Raw genomic sequence first — 17,124 nt, forward strand, 5'->3', positions numbered from 1 at the left:
CACCATGACGGGCACCACCACGACCAGCACACCACCATGACCAGGCGCCCGCATGGTAACCCAGTGGCACCGGTCAGGCGAAGATCTCCAGGAAGGTCATCCCTCGCAGATCCAGGCATGTCGAGTGATCCGTTTCGACGATTCGGACCAGGATGTTCTCGCATACCGAGCACCGCAGCAGCATGCCGTGGTCATCCGGATACAGTCGGGCAGCCGCGACCACCGCCTCGTTGCCGCAGCTCGCACACCGGCCGCGCGCGCTCGTGATGTCGGCACGGAAAAGGTCCGAGAGGATTCCGGCGGCCGCATTCCCATCCAGGTAGTCCTTGCGTGGAAAATCCTGCCGCGCGAAGTCTTCGACGACGTCACTCACGATGCTCCTCCGATCCCGCCGTAGCGTTCGGTCTTGATGCGGTCGGGATCATGCCCGGACTGCACGAGCCAGTCGGAAACGGTCTCGACGAAACCGGTCGCGCCGCAGATGAAGAAGGCGGGGTTCTCAGGAGCGGGGAGGACGCTGCGCGCCAGAAGGTCCGCATCCAGCCGTCCAGGCGGTGTCGGCCAGCCGGCAGGTGCGACACGCGTGTACACGTAGGTGATGTCCAGCGGAGCGGAAGCACCCGGCATCGCGAGCCGCGCGAGCTCGTCGCGGTAGAACACGGAATCCGGGTTGCGCACGGAATAGAGCAGCCGGAAAGGCGCAAGGCTTTCGGAGGCCGCGTGAGCCCGGATCATCGACATGAGCGGGACGACACCCGAGCCACCGGCGATCAGCTGCGTGGGCGAGGAGTCGTCGGGATGCCACACGAACCATCCGCCGACCGGTCCGCGGATCTCGAGCTGGTCGCCCACGGAGACACCGCGGACGAGGTACGGCGAGACTTCCCCGTCCGGCAACTCCTCGACGGTGATCTCCAGCTCGTCCGACGGGAGGGCACTCGCGACCGAATACGACCGAACGGCCTGGTAGCCGTCTGGCGCGGTCAGCCGCACATCCACATGCTGGCCGGCGAGGTGGCCCATGAGTTTCGGCACACGCAGGCGCAGAGTCCTGGCGTTCGGGGTTTCGTCATGGACGGCGACGACATCGGCCACCTTCCAGCTGCTCCCTACCAATAGCGTTCTTCCCGCCACGGGTCGCCATACATGTTGTAGCCATTCTGCTCCCAGAAACCGGGCTCGTCGCGACGAAGCATTTCGAGTCCGCGCACCCATTTGGCGCTCTTCCAGAAGTACAGGTGAGGCACCAGCAGACGAGCAGGTCCGCCGTGTTCGGGCGCGAGATCCTTGCCGTCGAACTGGTGGGCGACCCAGGCCTTGCCGTCCAGCAGGTCCTTCAGCGGAACGTTCGTGGTGTACCCGCCGTACGAGTGCGCCATCGTGAATTCGCAGTCACTGTCGACGTTCTCGAACAGGGTGTCGAGTTTCACGCCACGCCAACTGGTTCCGAGTTTGGACCAGCTGGTGACACAGTGGATGTCCGTGCTGACGTCGTCCTGCGGGAGCGCCATGAACTCGTCCCAGGTCCACCGGTAGACCTTGCCGGTCTCGTTCGTGATGGTGAATTCCCACACGGATTTGTCCACCTTGGGGGTGGGCCCTGCGGACAGCACAGGGAACCCTTCGGTGATGTACTGACCCGGTGGCAGGCGCGGGTCGTCCGTTCGGCGACGACCGAGGAAGCCGTTCGAAATGATTCCCATGTTCGCTCCTCGCTTCGAGGTGGCTGATCATTCGCAGCTTATTCGCACGAGCGGTCGGCGGTCTATGGTGAACGGGTGGCATACACGCAGCAGCACGCGCAGCAGTCCGGGCAACAGTCTGGGCAGAAACCCGGTCAGGCTCCGTCGCAGACGACGGTGACGGTCCGCTATTTCGCAGCAGCAGCGGATGCGGCCGGCCGCGAGGAGGAGACGATCGCACTCGAGCAGCCGACGGTCTCCGCTTTGCGCACCGAACTCGCGCACCGGTACGGGGAACCGATGGAGCGCGTGATGCGCTCGGGTTCGTTCCTGGTCGATGCGGTGGTCAGCCGGGACCCTTCCCAGACGATCGTGAAGACAGTGGATGTCCTCCCTCCGTTCGCCGGCGGCTGAGACCAGCTGACCTGCCGCCGGTCAGGCGGGATAGAGATCGACATCGGTGGCGGCGAACGAGAGCACGACCGGCGAACCGGGGGCAAGGTCGAGATCGGCGACTCGGCCCGGAGTGATGTCGGCGACAAGCCATTCGGTGCGCACCCTGACGAGGTCGCCGTGCGGTTCGAGATCGCGAACGGTGGCGGCGACGACGTTCACGCCGTCCGAATCCGGCGGCGACCAGGCGACGGAGCGGCGATCCACATGGACGGCGGAGGGTCTCAGCGCAGCCGTGACGCGCAGGCCCACGACCGGGTGGGCAGTGTGATGCCCGTCGTCCGACTCGGATGCGCGCACCGGGTCGAAGGGTCCGGTCGACTGCGCGGCGCGGGTCACAGGGCCGGCCGCGGTCGCGGTCGCGGCTCCGGTCGCAGCCGGCACCCGGTGCGATTCGACCGCGGCGATGGTGACGCCATCGTCGGTGAGCAGACCGCCGGGAACCCGCAGGCCGGTGAGCAGGCTCACACCGGCGAGCTGTGCGGTGAACTGCGCACGCGGTCGCTCGAGAACATCGCGTGTCGGTCCCTGCTCGACGATGCGCCCACCGCCGACGATGACGACCCGGTCGGAGAGCAGGTAGGCGTCCAGCGGGTCATGGGTGACGACGATCGTCGTGCGGTGCGCGATGACGCGCCGGAGCATCCGACGGATGGTGGGAGCGACGGCGACATCCAGGGCGGCGAGGGGTTCGTCGAGCAGGAGGAGTTGCGGCTCGGCGGCCAGCGCGCGTGCGATCGCGACACGCTGTGCCTGGCCTCCCGAAAGCTCTTCCGGCTTGCGGTCGGCGAGCTCGAAGGTCTCTGTCTCGGCGAGCCAGTGGTCGGCGCGATCGGCTGCATCCGCCCGGGATGCGCCGAGGCTCCGCGGACCGAAGGCGACGTTCGCGCGGACGGTGAGGTGGGGGAACAGCAGAGGCTCCTGCGCAAGGAGCGCTACCCCGCGACGGTGGGGCGCTAGCGAGGTGGAGCGATCCTCGGCGAGGTCGAAGAGGATGCGTCCGCCGATGTCGGCGTGACCGTCGTCCGGTCGGATGAGGCCTGCGAGCATCCCGAGGAGCGTCGACTTGCCTGCGCCGTTCGGCCCGAGCACGGCCAGGGTCTCACCGTCGGCGACCTCGAGAGCGATGTCGAAGTCGCGTGCGCGCAACCGAGCGTCGAAACGGACGCTCACCGCGCATCCCTGAGTCTGGTGCGAGCCGGCTCCGCCGCGCCGTGGGCGACCGCGACGACCACGATGGCCACGACCACGAGCACCAGGGAGAGCGCGACGGCGGCGTCAGGGTCGGTCTCGCGACGCAGGTAGATTTCGAGGGGCAGTGTGCGGGTCACGCCCTGAAGGCTGCCCGCGAACGTGAGTGTGGCGCCGAACTCGCCGAGTGCGCGCGCGAACGACAGGACGGCGCCCGACACGAGAGCGGGAAGGACGAGCGGGAGGGTCACCCGCCAGAGAACCGTGCTCGGTCGTGCACCGAGCGTGGCTGCGACGGCTTCGAAGCGGGTGCCGGCGGTGCGGAGCGCTCCCTCGAGGCTCAGCACGAGGAACGGCAGCGCGACGAACGTCTGCGCGAGGATCACGGCGGTGGTGCTGAAGGCGATGGTGATCCCGAACAGGTCGAACGTGGATCCGAGCAGGCCACGCCGCCCGAAGAGATACAGGAGAGCGAGGCCGCCGACGACGGGCGGGAGCACGAGGGGGAGCAGCACAAGCGCACGTACGACTCTCTGCCCGCGGAAGCGGGTCCTGGCGAGAACGAGAGCCATGGGAACACCGAGGACGGTGCAGAGCACGGTCGCGACGAGCGAGGTTCGCAGACTGAGGAGCAAAGCGTCGATCGACGATTGCGACGTGATCAGCGGGATGAAGTTCGTCCAGTCGACCCGCGTGACCAGCGCGACGAGCGGGAGCAGGATGAACAGGGCGCCGGCGATGGCGACGACGACGACCCAGACGGGAACCCCGAACCGCTCGCTCGCCTTACGGTTTGCCGAAACCTGCGTCACTCAACACCTTCTGTCCCTCAGGGCCGGTGACGAACTCGACGAAAGCGTCAGCCACCTTGCTGTTCGGTGCACCCTTCAACACGGTGATGGGGTAGACGTTGACCACACCGGCAGCCTCGGGGAACGGAACGGACTCGACGCTGGAGCCTGCGCCCGTGACATCGGTGACGTAGACGATGCCCGCATCCGCCTCACCCGAGCTCACTTTGCCGAGCACATCGGTGACCGCGGACTCTTCGCTCACAGGATGGAGGGTGACGCCTGTCGACTTCTCCACCTTGACGGTCGCGGCGCCGCACGGCACCTGCGGCGCACAGGTGACCACCTTCACGCCGGGTTTCGCGAGCTCGTTCCACCCGGTGATCTTTGCCGGGTTGCCCGGGGGTACGGCGATCGCGAGAACGTTGGTGGCGAAATCGACGGGTACTCCGCTCGCCAGCCCGGCGTCGGTGACCTTCTTCATGTTGGCCTGGTCAGCGGATGCGAACACCGAGGCGGGGGCGCCCTCCGTGATCTGGGAGACCAGGTCGCTCGAACCGGCGAACGAGAAGGTCACCTTGGTGGTGGGGTTGGCTTTCTCGAAGTCGGCACCGAGCTGGATGAACGTCTTGGTCAGGGAGGCGGCCGCGAAGACGGTGATGGGGCCGCTGAGACTCGAGGTCGCTGCGGCGGGAGTCGGCGTCGAACCGCTGGAGCTGGAGCATGCGGCCACACCGACGGCGACGGCCGCTGCGAGAGCGGCAGCACACACCACGTGGCGCAATCCGCGGTGCCCGGTGCGCGCGGAGGTGGCTGCTGTGCGCATCCGATCAGTCCTTCCCGGGCGGCGTTTCGACGATCACGGTCGTCGCTTTGACGACGGCGACGGCGACCGAGCCGGGTTCGAGACCGAGTTCGCGCACGGCTTCGCTGCTCATGAGCGAGACGACGCGGTGCGGGCCGCACTGCAGCTCGACCTGGGCCATGACGGTGTCCATGAGGATGTTCGTGACCAGGCCGACGAAACGGTTGCGCGCGGATCGCCCGACCTCCGAGGGATCGGGTGGCAGCACGGCGTTGTCCCGTGCCAGTTGCGCGAGGGCGAGTCCGTCGACGACGGTGCGACCGGCATCGTCGCGGCTGCTTTCGAGAGTTCCCGCGTCGATCCACCGCCGAACGGTGTCGTCACTCACTCCCAGGTACAACGCGGCGTCTCTGACCCGAATCTGCGGCATGAATCACATGGTAGAGCCGAATCTGCGGATGCGGGAGAGGGGATGGGTCCTAAAGACCGACCCACTCCGACATGCCGTCGGCGAAATGCTGCCGTTTCCAGATCGGGACGTCCGTTTTGATCCGCTCGACGAGTTCGGCGCACGCGGCGAACGCGGCTGCGCGATGCGGGGCCGCGACGACGGCGAGGAGAGCCAGGTCGCCTACGGCGAGCGAGCCGACGCGGTGGACGGCAGCGACGGCGAGACCGGTTCGCTCAGCGACGGACTGGCAGCAGTCGAGCAGGAACCGCTCGGCTTCGGGATGCGCCTGGTACTCGAGCAGGGTGACGGCGCGACTGCCGTCGTGGTCGCGGACGATGCCCCGGAATCCGACGAGCGCGCCGTTCGCCGGAGAGAGCACGAAGCCGTCGAGCTCGCCCGGCTGGATGGGCTCGGCCGCAATTCGCGCGAACGCCTCAGCCACGGTCGTGCTCCCGGGTCTCCACGCTTTCGTCATGCCTCGCCGACCCGGATACCTGGTCGACGAGATGGGCGAGGATGCCGTCGAGCACCTCCAGGCCGTCTGCGACGCCGCCGCGGGAGCCCGGCAGATTGACGACGACGGTCCGACCGGACGTTCCGGCGAGCCCACGACTCAGAGCGGCCGCCGGCGTGCTGGCGAGGCCGCGGGCACGCAGCGCCTCGGCGACGCCGGGGAGTTCTCGGTCGAGTACGGCGCGGGTCGCCTCGGGGGTCACGTCGGTGGGGGAGACGCCGGTGCCGCCTGTGGTGACGACGACGGACGGATGCTCACCGACCGCATCCGCGAGGGCCCCGGCCACGTCCGCATCGGCCACGACCATGGCCGGCCCGGTCTGGTACCCGCGCTCGGCGAGCCAGGCGACGATGACGGGACCTGTCGTGTCCTCGCGTTCGCCGGCTGCACCGCGCGTGGACGCGACGATGACCCGAGCCGTAAGCGAGGCGGGCCGTGCCTGTGCTTCGTCCTGCGCTGCGGGCCGGGCTTCCTCGTCGGCTGTGCGTACAGGTTCCGTGCGTCCGCGTTCCCAGCGGCCCCGTTTGCCCCCGCTCTTGAAGTCGAGCCGGATGTCGGTGATCGTCGAACCGGGATCGACCGCCTTGATCATGTCGTGCAGGGTGAGACCCGCGACGGCAACGGCGGTGAGCGCTTCCATCTCCACCCCGGTCCGGCCGGTGGTCTTGGCGATGGCTTCGATGTCGATCGTCGTCTCGCCGAGTTCGAAAATCACCGTGACGCCGGTCAGCGGCAGGGGATGGCAGAGCGGGATCAGGTCGGAGGTGCGTTTCGCCCCGGCGATCCCCGCGATGCGCGCGGTGGCGAGGACATCGGCCTTGGGCAGGCCGTCGGCGCGGACGAGCCCGATCACCTCGGCTGTGGTCTGCACCCGGCCGCGGGCGATCGCGACACGGTGGGTCTCGGGTTTTCCGCTGACGTCGATCATGCGGGCGCGCCCTTCGGAGTCGACATGCGACAGGCGGTCAGCGCCACCGGCATCAGCGCCGCCAGCATCCTGGTTCACAGCATCCGGGTTCACAGCATCCACACTGCCACGCTCTCTCCCGCTTCGAGGCGGGTCGTCTCGACCGGAATGTCGATCAGCACGTCGGCGCGCGCCATGGCGGCCACGAGATGGGAACTGGGACCGGAGACCAGGGCCACGGTCCCGTCGTCGGACGCGACACCGCGCAGGAACTGCCGCTTGCCGGCGACGGACTGAACCGGGGACGCGAGTGTCCGGGTCTCCGCCGACCGAGCCGGCAGCCCGGCGACACGTCGGAGGATCGGCGCGAGGAAGACCGCGAAGGAGACCTGCGTGCTCACGGGATTGCCCGGAAAGCACACCACCGGCACGCTGTCGACCACGGCGGTTCCCTGTGGGCCGCCGGGCTGCATGGCGACGGAGCCGACGGATGCTCCGAGCGGTTCGAGAACCTCCCGCACGACCTCGAAGGCCCCTTTGGACACGCCGCCTGATGTGATGACCAGATCGGACGCCCCGATGACCTCGTCGAGGACCCGTCGGAACGTCACGGGATCGTCGTCGCTGCTCGTCGCGATGGACACGATGGCGCCCGTTTCGGCGATTCCGGCCGCGAGGGCGATGCGATTGGCATCGAAGATCCGCCCCAGCGCGAGTTCTTCGTCGTCGGCGACGAGTTCGGCCCCGGTGGTGATGACGCCGACCCTGAGGCGTCGGCGCACGTCCACGTGACTGACGCCCGCCGCGGCGAGGGCTGCGAGGTGACGGGGTGCGAGCCGGGTTCCTGCCGGTAGCAGCAGGTCGCCGCGCCGGAGATCGCTGCCGCGTTCCCGAACGAACTCACCGGCGGAGCGTGCACGCGCAACGGTCACGATGGCTCCCTCGAGGGCGTCGTCGCGTCCGAGCACGAGTTCGGTGTCCTCGACGGGGATGACAGTGTCGGCACCGGTGGGCATCGGCGCGCCGGTCATGATCCTGAGCGCTGTGCCGGCGATCAGAGCGACGGGAGCTGCGTGCCCGGCAGGGATGTCGCCGGTGACTTCGAGCGCGATCGGAGCCGAGGCCACATCGATCGCCCGCACGGCGAATCCGTCCATCTGCGAGTTGCGGAACAAGGGAAGGTCGACGTCGCTTCGGATGTTCGCGACGGTGAGGCACCCGAGGGCCGAGGCCAGCGGAACGGGCTCTGCGCCGAGCGACTCGATCACGGGAGCGAGCAGCTGTTCGATCCGTCGGGCGTGCTCCTCGACGGTCACGGCGGGCGTCATGCGTTCAGTATCCCGCAGACCGGCGTTCGGGCGCCGTGCCTGTCAATAGCGGGCCATCCCCGGGTCGATCTCGCGCGCCCAGGCGTCGATGCCGCCGGTGAGCACGACGGTGTCCGCCACGCCCGCTTCGATGAGCAGGCGCCGGGCCATCTCGGCGCGCGGGCCGTAGTGGCAGTAGATCACGACGCTGGCATCACGGAGTGCGGTAGCGACACCCTCGGCGTCTTCGTCGAGGTCGGCCTCCAGTTCACCGAGCGGAACGAGCGCGGAGCCCGGGATGGAGGCGAGCTGGGCCTCCCACGGTTCCCGCACGTCGATGAGGGTGATCTTCTGGCCCTGGGCGAGGAGTTCCTGCAGCTCGCGATTCGTCACCGAGCCCCCGGTGCGCCGGGCGAGCGTGCTGGATTCGTCTGGAGCCGTCGCTGCACCGGCACCGCAGAACAGGTCGTAGTCGATCAGTCTCGTGATCGGCTCGGCGAACGGGTCCCGCGTGTAACGCACCTCGCGGAATGTGCTTCGCAGCGCATCGTGGACGATCGCGCGACCGAGCAGCGGATCACCACGGCCGGTCACCAGGGTGATCGCCTGGGTGACCATGAGACCGCCGATGACCGTGCACACGGAGGGGAGGGCTCCGGCGTCGGCGCAGCTGGCAACCGAACCGGGCTCGGGCGGGACGGGGAACAGGTCGCGATAGGTCGGACCGTACTGTGCCCAGCTCACGCCGACCTGGCCGCCGAACTGGTGCACGGCTCCCCACACCGCAGGGATGCCGGTCAGCGTCGCGGCGTCGTCGACCAGGTACCGCGTCGGAAAGTTGTCGCTCCCGTCGAGCACGAGGTCGAACTCGGCGAACAGGGCGAGCGCGTTGCCGGAGTCGAGCATCGAACCGACCGGGACGACCCTGGTCTCACTGTCGAGCCCGGTGATCGTGTCGCGGGCGGACGCGACTTTCGAACGGCCGACGTCCGCGGGGGTGTGAAGGGTCTGCCGAGGCAGGTTGCTGGTCTCCACCGCATCCGCGTCGACGACTCCGATGGTGCCGAAACCGGCTGCCGCGAGGGCGGGGATGACAGCGCTGCCCAGGCCGCCTGCGCCGACCACGAGCACCCGCGCTGCGCGGATGCGCCGCTGCGCCTCCTCACCGAACCCGGGTAGGGCCAGGGTGCGAGAGTACCGTTCGAGCCGCGCCGGAGTGAGTGCGGGCCCGGGTTCCACGAGGGGCGGCGGGTTCTCGGTCATGTCGTTCAGCCTACGTTCGTCAGCCGACGGTAACGGAGATCTCGTGCAGCCCCGTCGCACCGTCGGGCACGACGTCCTGCACTTTCGACGTCTGGATCGTGCCGTTCGCATCCGTCGCCCGGACGCGCAGCGTGTGACGCCCAGAGCTGGCCGGCCAGACCCATTTCCATTGCCGCCAGGTGTCGGCCGAAATCGCGTCCGCGAGTGTGGCATCGTTCCAGGCGCCCCCGTCGACCTGGACCTGCACGCGGCTGACGCCGACATGCTGCGACCACGCGACGCCCGCGACGACGACATCTCCGGCCGGCGCTGTGGCCCCTCCGGATGGCACGTCGATCCGCGACGAGAGCTTCACCGGCCCGCGTTCGGACCAGCCGCGGTCGGTCCAGTACGAGGTGACTTTGTCGAAGCGCGTGACCTCGAGCTCGACCACCCATTTGGTCGCCGAGACGTAGCCGTAAAGGCCCGGGACCACCATCCGGACGGGGTAGCCGTGTTCCAGGGGAAGCGGTTGGCCGTTCATCCCGACCGCCAGGATCGCGTTCCGCCCATCGGTCAGGGCTTCGAGCGGGGTGCTCGCCGTCCAGCCGTCCTGGCTGCGCGAGAGCACCATGTCGGCATCGGCCTGCGGCTTCGCCTGGGCGAGCAGGTGGCGGATGGGGTAGCCGAGCCAGACCGCGTTGCTGATCAGGTTTCCGCCGACCTCGTTCGAGACGCAGGTGAGCGTGGTCGCACTCTCTTCGAGCGGCAGGGCGAGCAGCTGGGCGAAGGTGAGCTCGACCTCGTTGTCGACCATGCCGGTGATCTTCAGCTTCCAGGTCGACGGGTCGATCCCCGGGATCTGAAGTGCGGTGTCGATGCGGTAGAAGTCGGCGTTCGGCGTGATGATCGGCGAGAGCCCTTTCACCGGGAAGGAGGCTCCGGCGGGAATTGCCGGGGCCGGGACGGCGGGCGCCGGGAGGTGGAACGCGGCCCTCGCCGCAGCGGCGGCGCGATACCCGGCGGAGATCGCCTGGCCGAGCACGATGCCGATGATCCCTGCCACGGCCGTCGCGCCGGTCGCGGTGACGAACCTGCGGCGCGAGACGGCGCCGTTCGGCGCCACGCGGGTGGGCAGCGTGCTGCGCAGCATCCGGATGAGAACAGTGAGCAGGATGGCCGCGACGACCATCGCGACGACCGAGGGCACAGCATCGATGAGCGAAGCGGATGCGCGGGTGAGGGCGGCGAGCACGCCGAGTGCGCCACCGGCGACGATCAGGATGCGCCCCCAGGGAGGCCGCCGCTCTTCGACCACACCGGCGGCGCCGGCGCCGACGAGGAGGACGAGGGAGAGACTGATGATCAGGACGGCCTTGTCGTTCGTGCCGAACACGGAGATCACGGCGTTCTTGAGCCAGGCGGGAACCAGGTCGATGACGGCCGCACCGACCACGAGGATCGGGCTGCCGTTCTGCGCGATGAACGAGCTGACCAGCTCGGCGGCGCCGATACCCGCGAGGACCGCGGCGACGCCGACGGCGGCCGCGAGCCACCAGGGGACGCGCTGGGGCGCCGGCTGGGCGGCGGGCGCGGAACTCGGCGCCGGGGAGTCTCGCACGACCATGCACTGAGCCTACGAGCGAATGCTGTGCTTATGACGTGGATTCTGCGTCTCTGCAAAACGGCGCGCGCCGACCGCGTGGCGTGCCAGTCTTGAAGCACCATGGCCGACGCTTCCACTCTGTCCCGCATCCTGTCCGTCTCCGACATCCCGGCCGCGATCGAGGGCGAGGCCGTCGACGAGGATGCGCTGTACCAGGCGTTCGTGGACTGGGTCGAGGCCGGCGGCATCAGCCTCTATCCGGCGCAGGACGAGTCGGTCATCGAGATCGTCTCGGGCGCCAACCTGATCCTCAGCACCCCCACCGGGACCGGCAAGTCGCTCGTCGCGGTCGCGGCTCATTTCACGGCCTTGGCCCGCGGCATCCGTACGTTCTACACGGCACCGATCAAGGCTCTGGTGTCGGAGAAGTTCTTCTCGCTCGTCGAGATCTTCGGCGCTGCGAACGTCGGAATGATGACCGGCGACTCCGCCGTGAATCCGGATGCCCCGATCATCTGCTGCACGGCCGAGATCCTGGCGAACCTGGCGCTGCGTCACGGAGCGGAGACGCCTGTCGGCCAGGTCGTCATGGACGAGTTCCACTTCTACGCGGACCCCGATCGCGGGTGGGCGTGGCAGGTGCCGCTGCTCACGCTCCCGAACGTCCAGTTCGTGCTCATGTCGGCGACGCTCGGCGATGTGACGGCGCTCGCCGAGGATCTCACCAGGCGGACCGGACGCGAGACGGCGACGGTCACCGGGGTCGAGCGGCCGGTTCCGCTGCACTACTACTACGAGACGACGCCGGTTCACGAGACCGTCGAGGACCTGCTGAGCACCGGCCAGGCGCCCGTGTACATCGTGCACTTCTCCCAGCTCGCCGCACTGGAGCGCGCGCAGGCGTTGTCGAGCGCGCGCATCGCGAGCCGGGAGCAACGGGATGCGATCGCCGACCTGATCGGGGAATTCCGATTCACGACAAGCTTCGGCAAGACGCTCTCGAGACTGGTCAGGGCTGGGATCGGCGTGCACCACGCCGGCATGCTCCCGAAGTACCGTCGCCTTGTCGAGCAGCTCGCCCAGCGTGGTCTGCTCCGTGTGATCTGCGGGACCGACACGCTCGGGGTCGGCATCAACGTCCCCATCCGCACTGTGCTGCTGACGGCTCTCACCAAGTTCGACGGCGTGCGGATGCGGCAGCTGAACGCCCGCGAGTTCCACCAGATCGCCGGCCGGGCGGGCCGGGCGGGGTACGACACGGCCGGCACGGTCGTCGTGCAGGCGCCCGAGCACGAGACGGAGAACCTGAAGGCGATCGAGAAGGCCGGCGACGACCCGAAGAAGCGGCGCAAGATCGTCCGCAAGAAGGCGCCCGAGGGCTTCGTCTCCTGGGGCGAGCCGTCGTTCCGCAAACTGGTCGATGCCCAGCCGGAGACCCTCACCTCGAGCATGCAGATCACGAGCGCGATGATCATCAACGTCGTCGCTCGCGGTGGCGACGTCTTCGCGCACGTCCGCGCGCTCGTGTTCGACAACCACGAGCCGTGGCGGCGGCAGCTCGCGCTCGCCCGCCGTGCGCTCGGCATCTACCGCACGCTGCTCACGGCCGGCGTCGTCGAAGCGATCGACGAGCCTGACGGACGAAAGTCCATCCGCCTCACCGTCGACCTGCAGCCGAATTTCGCACTCAACCAGCCCTTGTCCCCGTTCGCGCTCGCCGCGTTCGAGCTGCTGGATCCGGGCGCAGAGGACTCGCCGAATCCGAGCTACGCGCTCGATGTGATCTCCGTGGTCGAGGCGACGCTCGACGATCCGCGGCCGGTGCTGTCTGCGCAGCAGTTCGCCGCACGCGGGGAGGCCGTCGCCGCGATGAAGGCGGACGGCGTCGAATACGACCAGCGTATGGAGCTGCTCGAGGAGGTCACGCATCCGAAGCCGCTCGACGAGCTTCTCACCGCTGCCTTCGAGACGTATGCGCGCAGCCAGCCGTGGGTGAACGATTTCGAGCTGAGTCCCAAGTCGGTCGTGCGCGACCTGTACGAGCGGGCGATGACTTTCGGCGAGTTCATCGCGTTCTACAAGCTCGCCCGGTCGGAAGGCGTCGTGCTGCGCTACCTGTCCGACGCGTACCGCGCTCTCGGCCAGACGGTCCCATCCGAGCTGCGCAACGACGATCTCCGCGACATCATCGAATGGCTCGGCGAACTCGTCAGGCAGGTGGACTCGAGCCTGCTCGACGAGTGGGAGGAACTCGTGCACCCGGATGCGGCCAGACACGCGGCCGAGGCCGCCGCGATCGCACCGCCCGCACCGAAGAACGTCACCACCAACCGGCGGGCGTTCCTCGTCCTGGTGCGCAACGAGCTGTTCCGCCGGGTGCAGCTGGCGGCACTCGACAAGTTCGAGGAGCTCGGCGCGCTGGAGGTGGAGGCTGCAGCGCTCGGCGCGGAGGAGGCGGTCCCTCCGGTCCCGAGCTTCACTGCACTCGACTGGGCGGATGCGCTCGAAGCGTATTTCGCCGAGCACGACGCGATCGGCACCGGCGCGGACGCCCGGAGCACGGCGATGATCATCGTCGACGAGTCTCCCGCCGCGACCGATGGCTTGTGGCGCGTCCGCCAGATCCTTGCAGACCCGGAGGACGACCACGACTGGGGCATCTCGGCCGACGTCGACCTGCGCGCGTCGGCCGAAGCCGGGGTCGCCGTCATCCGCGTTCGCACCGTCGACCGGCTCTGACCCTCAGGCGAGAATTCAGCGGATTCAATGCCAATGGGGGACGCAGCCCCCGCCGCGTCCGGTCTAGTGTCGAACAGTGACCGTCGACACGCGCACCACCTCAGCGCTCGACGTGCCGGTGAGCGGCGGAATCGTTCGCGGCGTCCGCGAGCGGGGGCTGGATGCCTGGCGCAGCATCCCCTATGCGGCTCCGCCCACGGGGCGCCTGCGTTTCCGCGCACCCCACCCGGTCGTGCCTTGGGAGGGCATCCGCGACGTCTCCGACTTCGGCAAGGTCTCGCCGCAGGCGCACCGCGGCCAGTTCCTCGGCGCGAAACCGGGCACGCCGATGGGCGAGGACTGCCTGACTCTGGAGGTGATGCGCCGCGCTGGAGGGTACGCGGAGCCGGCGCCGGTGATGGTGTTCATCCACGGCGGCGCCTACAGTGTCGGATCGGTCCGCTCCGTGCCGCACCAGGGCGAAACGCTCGCCCGCCGTGGCGGCGTCGTCTACGTCGCGACGAACTACCGGCTCGGCGCGCTCGGCTACCTCGACTTCACCCGCTACTCGACACCCGAGCGACCGTTCGAGAGCAACCTCGGCCTGCGTGACCAGGTGGCCGCACTCGAATGGGTGCGCGACAACATCCGCGCCTTCGGCGGCGACCCGGGCAAGGTGACGGTGTTCGGCGAGTCGGCGGGTGCGAACGCGGTGACCACGCTGATGACCGCACCGGCGGCGCGCGGGCTGTTCCACCGTGCCATCGCCCAGAGCGCACCACCGAACGCGCTCTACCTCCCCGACCTGACGGCGAAATGGGCGGGCGAGTTCGTCGAGCTGCTGAGCGCCGAGATCGACGATGCGAGCGTCGAGTCGACGACGCCGGAGGATGCGGTGACCCTCCTGGAGACCGCGGACACCGACGCGCTGGTGCGGGCGACGACCGCACTCCAGCTCCGTACACCCGACGAGAACCCCGGCACGATCTGTCTCTGCCCGGTGATCGACGGTGACTACCTGCCGATGCGGCCGCTCGATGCGTTCAAGAGCGGGGATGCGCATCCGGTGCCCCTCATCATCGGAACGAACGACCGCGAAGGGTCGCTGTTCATCGGGAGGCTGGACATCCTCGCGACGTCGCCGGCGCGCATCCGTGCCATCTTCTCCCGGACGCGCAAGAAGACCCGCAAGGCCATCAAACGGGAGTACCCGGGGCTGCCCGCACGCAGGCCGGCCGCGGACTTCGGCGGAGACTACTCGTTCTGGTATCCGAGCGTGAAAGTGGGCGAACGGCACGCGCAGTTCGCGCCGGTGCATTTCTACCGGTTCGACATCGCTCCGCGGCTGGTCCGGATGCTCGGCTTCGACGCCACCCACGGACTCGAGCTGTTCGCCGTCTTCGACCGGATGAATTCGCTGTTCGGTCGCGCGATGACCCTCCTCGGTGGCAGGCGCGCCTTCATCGCGGCCGGCGAGCGGATGCAGCGCCGCTGGCTCGCGTTCGCCGCGACCGGCGATCCGGACGGCCCGCTGCCCGAGGAAGCCCGGATGAGGCCGGGCCCGCGGGACCCGGCCTGGCCCTGCTACGACGCCGAATCCGACGACGACTACCGGCTCACGCTGATCATCGACCGTCACGACCGGATCGAGTCCGATCCCCGTGCGACGAAGCGCGTCGCCTGGCAGGAGTTCGTCCCGCATGTCTGAGCCGAGTTTGACCATCACGGCATGAAGTGTGAGTATCGTCGTTGATCGGTGAACCGCGCCGGTCGGTCTCCATGAATTCCCGGTGAATCACGCCCGGTTTCCACGAGAAGGGCGCAGGTGGATCTCACCCTCATCGTCGTGCTGGTCATCGTGCTGGCGCTGTTCTTCGACTTCACGAACGGTTTCCACGACACCGCGAACGCCATGGCGACGCCGATCGCCACCGGGGCCATGCGGCCCAAGGTGGCCGTTGCGGTGGCCGCTGTGCTCAACCTCGTCGGCGCGTTCCTCTCGACGGAGGTCGCCAAGACCATCTCCGGCGGAATCATCAAAGAGGGTCCCGGAGGGGTGCAGATCACCCCTGAGCTGATCTTCGCCGGACTGATCGGCGCCATCGTCTGGAACATGGTGACCTGGCTCTTCGGCCTGCCGTCGAGTTCCAGCCACGCACTCTTCGGGGGACTTATCGGGGCGACGATCGTCGGGGTGGGCATCCAGGCGGTCGACTTCACTGTCGTGCTTGACAAGGTGATCCTGCCTGCTGTCATCGCGCCGTTCACTGCGGGGCTTGTGGCGTACGCCGCGACGAAGCTCGCGTACGCGGTGACCCGCCGGTATGACGGCAGACCGGATGGCCGGGGCGGGTTCCGCGTCGGCCAGATCTTCTCGTCGTCGCTCGTCGCGCTCGCCCACGGCACCAACGACGCCCAGAAGACCATGGGCGTCATCACGCTCACTCTCATCGCCGCGGGGATCCAGCCGACCGGGAGCGGACCAGAATTGTGGGTGATCACCGCGTGCGCGCTCGCGATCGCGCTCGGCACGTACACCGGCGGGTGGCGGATCATCCGCACGCTCGGAACGGGCCTCACCGCTATCAAGCCCGCGCAGGGATTCGCGGCCGAGACCAGCACCGCGGCCACGATCCTCGCATCGAGTCACCTGGGCTTCGCGCTCTCGACCACCCAGGTCGCGTCCGGCTCGGTGATCGGTTCGGGACTCGGCCGCCGCGGCGCGTCCGTCCGCTGGGGAACGGCGGGCCGGATCGGGGTCGGCTGGCTTCTGACACTTCCCTCCGCAGCCGTTGTCGGTGGTCTCGCAGCATGGATCGCGAGTTTCGGTCCCGTCGGGATCCTCGTGGACATGGTCGTCGGGGTCGCCGTGGTCGCAGCCATCTTCGTCCGCTCCAACCGCAGCCGCGTCGACAGCACCAATGCCGTCAGCGGGGGTGTTTCGGGTGGGGTCAGCGAGGTCGCCCAGTCGGGCAGCGTCGTGAAGATCACGAACGTCAAACCCCTGAAGAGATCGAAGCCGCCCACGAAGCCGCCCACGAAGCAGCGCGACCCGGAGGCGCGCGGGCCCGAGCCCCGCGACCCTGAGGAGGAGCGGGCATGATCATCGACTGGGGATCCTTCCTCGCCGTGGCACTCGCCTCGCTCGTCTCGACCTGCGTCGTCGTCGGGTTGTACTCGCTGGCGACCAGGCTCCTGGCGGCGGCAGGGCGCGCGCCACAGGTCGACCCGGTCGAGTTCACCGACGCGATCACGGTGGTGACTCCTGCCGAGGCGGCTGCCGCGGCCAAGCGCGCACGCAAGGCGGCTAAGAAGAATCCGCTGTCCGACGGGCAGAAGCGTGCCGCCCTCATCGGGGCGTACACCTGTTTCACGCTCTGCGGCGCGGCCGTGCTCTACGGCATCTATCTGATCGTCCCGTACTTTCACTCGTGACAAGCGCGGTCATCAGCAGTGC

At 68.6% G+C, this 17,124-nt stretch carries 17 protein-coding genes; 5 read left to right on the top strand and 12 right to left on the bottom strand.

From position 1 onward, the window contains the following. Positions 1-73 precede the first annotated feature (73 nt). The 3 genes from G3T36_RS16545 to G3T36_RS16555 are packed head-to-tail and all read right to left on the bottom strand — an operon-like array spanning position 74 to position 1,703. Positions 74-373: a DUF6510 family protein gene (locus tag G3T36_RS16545; RefSeq protein WP_163290925.1), complete on the bottom strand. Its 300-nt coding sequence runs from the start codon at positions 371-373 to the stop codon at positions 74-76. Next, entirely contained in the window at positions 370-1,095 is a 726-nt protein-coding gene (locus tag G3T36_RS16550; RefSeq protein WP_163290926.1) for an FAD-binding oxidoreductase, read from the bottom strand. The genes G3T36_RS16545 and G3T36_RS16550 overlap by 4 nt, the downstream gene beginning before the upstream one ends. A gap of 14 nt (positions 1,096-1,109) precedes the next feature. Continuing rightward, entirely contained in the window at positions 1,110-1,703 is a 594-nt protein-coding gene (locus G3T36_RS16555) for a sulfite oxidase-like oxidoreductase (protein WP_193571301.1), read from the bottom strand. A 75-nt stretch (positions 1,704-1,778) separates the two neighbouring features. Between G3T36_RS16555 and G3T36_RS16560 the strand changes: the two genes are divergently transcribed. Further along, entirely contained in the window at positions 1,779-2,096 is a 318-nt protein-coding gene (locus G3T36_RS16560) for a MoaD/ThiS family protein (protein WP_338031617.1), read from the top strand. A gap of 21 nt (positions 2,097-2,117) precedes the next feature. Here the strand turns inward: G3T36_RS16560 and G3T36_RS16565 are convergent, their stop codons facing one another. From G3T36_RS16565 to G3T36_RS16605, 9 genes are read right to left on the bottom strand one after another with little or no spacing between them, the layout of a single operon-like run. Then, entirely contained in the window at positions 2,118-3,308 is a 1,191-nt protein-coding gene (locus tag G3T36_RS16565; RefSeq protein ID WP_163290927.1) for an ATP-binding cassette domain-containing protein, read from the bottom strand. Continuing rightward, positions 3,305-4,138, bottom strand: a complete 834-nt coding sequence (locus G3T36_RS16570) for an ABC transporter permease (protein ID WP_163290928.1) — start codon at positions 4,136-4,138, stop codon at positions 3,305-3,307. Before G3T36_RS16570 ends, G3T36_RS16565 begins: the two co-directional genes overlap by 4 nt. After that, positions 4,113-4,943: a molybdate ABC transporter substrate-binding protein gene (gene modA, locus G3T36_RS16575; RefSeq protein ID WP_163290929.1), complete on the bottom strand. Its 831-nt coding sequence runs from the start codon at positions 4,941-4,943 to the stop codon at positions 4,113-4,115. Before modA ends, G3T36_RS16570 begins: the two co-directional genes overlap by 26 nt. 4 nt (positions 4,944-4,947) lie before the next feature. Then, complete coding sequence (locus tag G3T36_RS16580) at positions 4,948-5,352, bottom strand: TOBE domain-containing protein (RefSeq protein WP_163290930.1); 405 nt, start codon at positions 5,350-5,352, stop codon at positions 4,948-4,950. Positions 5,353-5,401: 49 nt separating this feature from the next. Next, positions 5,402-5,815: a molybdenum cofactor biosynthesis protein MoaE gene (locus G3T36_RS16585; RefSeq protein ID WP_163290931.1), complete on the bottom strand. Its 414-nt coding sequence runs from the start codon at positions 5,813-5,815 to the stop codon at positions 5,402-5,404. Further along, positions 5,808-6,917, bottom strand: a complete 1,110-nt coding sequence (gene moaCB / locus G3T36_RS16590; RefSeq protein ID WP_338031618.1) for a bifunctional molybdenum cofactor biosynthesis protein MoaC/MoaB — start codon at positions 6,915-6,917, stop codon at positions 5,808-5,810. The genes G3T36_RS16585 and moaCB overlap by 8 nt, the downstream gene beginning before the upstream one ends. After that, positions 6,905-8,122: a molybdopterin molybdotransferase MoeA gene (locus G3T36_RS16595; protein WP_163290932.1), complete on the bottom strand. Its 1,218-nt coding sequence runs from the start codon at positions 8,120-8,122 to the stop codon at positions 6,905-6,907. Before G3T36_RS16595 ends, moaCB begins: the two co-directional genes overlap by 13 nt. Before the next feature lie 42 nt (positions 8,123-8,164). Then, entirely contained in the window at positions 8,165-9,364 is a 1,200-nt protein-coding gene (locus G3T36_RS16600) for a ThiF family adenylyltransferase (RefSeq protein WP_163290933.1), read from the bottom strand. A 19-nt stretch (positions 9,365-9,383) separates the two neighbouring features. Next, positions 9,384-10,970: a molybdopterin-dependent oxidoreductase gene (locus G3T36_RS16605; RefSeq protein ID WP_163290934.1), complete on the bottom strand. Its 1,587-nt coding sequence runs from the start codon at positions 10,968-10,970 to the stop codon at positions 9,384-9,386. Between the two features lie 99 nt (positions 10,971-11,069). Between G3T36_RS16605 and G3T36_RS16610 the strand changes: the two genes are divergently transcribed. From G3T36_RS16610 to G3T36_RS16625, 4 genes are all read left to right on the top strand, one after another. Then, a complete protein-coding gene (locus tag G3T36_RS16610; protein WP_163290935.1) occupies positions 11,070-13,688 on the top strand; it encodes a DEAD/DEAH box helicase in 2,619 nt (872 codons plus the stop codon). 76 nt (positions 13,689-13,764) lie between these two features. Next, positions 13,765-15,375: a carboxylesterase family protein gene (locus G3T36_RS16615; RefSeq protein ID WP_163290936.1), complete on the top strand. Its 1,611-nt coding sequence runs from the start codon at positions 13,765-13,767 to the stop codon at positions 15,373-15,375. A gap of 117 nt (positions 15,376-15,492) precedes the next feature. Next, entirely contained in the window at positions 15,493-16,770 is a 1,278-nt protein-coding gene (locus G3T36_RS16620; RefSeq protein WP_163290937.1) for an inorganic phosphate transporter, read from the top strand. After that, complete coding sequence (locus G3T36_RS16625) at positions 16,767-17,102, top strand: peptidase (RefSeq protein ID WP_193571303.1); 336 nt, start codon at positions 16,767-16,769, stop codon at positions 17,100-17,102. The genes G3T36_RS16620 and G3T36_RS16625 overlap by 4 nt, the downstream gene beginning before the upstream one ends. Positions 17,103-17,124 lie beyond the last annotated feature (22 nt).

Source organism: Leifsonia tongyongensis (genome assembly GCF_010686705.1).
Lineage (GTDB): Bacteria > Actinomycetota > Actinomycetes > Actinomycetales > Microbacteriaceae > Diaminobutyricibacter > Diaminobutyricibacter tongyongensis.

What these genes read in the sequence shown, in the direction of transcription:
- G3T36_RS16555 (WP_193571301.1), bottom strand. Translation starts at nt 1,703, where the DNA reads ATGGGAATCATTTCGAACGGCTTCCTCGGTCGTCGCCGAACGGACGAC.
- modA (WP_163290929.1), bottom strand. Translation starts at nt 4,943, where the DNA reads ATGCGCACAGCAGCCACCTCCGCGCGCACCGGGCACCGCGGATTGCGC.
- G3T36_RS16580 (WP_163290930.1), bottom strand. Translation starts at nt 5,352, where the DNA reads ATGCCGCAGATTCGGGTCAGAGACGCCGCGTTGTACCTGGGAGTGAGT.
- G3T36_RS16595 (WP_163290932.1), bottom strand. Translation starts at nt 8,122, where the DNA reads ATGACGCCCGCCGTGACCGTCGAGGAGCACGCCCGACGGATCGAACAG.
- G3T36_RS16600 (WP_163290933.1), bottom strand. Translation starts at nt 9,364, where the DNA reads ATGACCGAGAACCCGCCGCCCCTCGTGGAACCCGGGCCCGCACTCACT.
- G3T36_RS16605 (WP_163290934.1), bottom strand. Translation starts at nt 10,970, where the DNA reads ATGGTCGTGCGAGACTCCCCGGCGCCGAGTTCCGCGCCCGCCGCCCAG.
- G3T36_RS16610 (WP_163290935.1), top strand. Translation starts at nt 11,070, where the DNA reads ATGGCCGACGCTTCCACTCTGTCCCGCATCCTGTCCGTCTCCGACATC.
- G3T36_RS16625 (WP_193571303.1), top strand. Translation starts at nt 16,767, where the DNA reads ATGATCATCGACTGGGGATCCTTCCTCGCCGTGGCACTCGCCTCGCTC.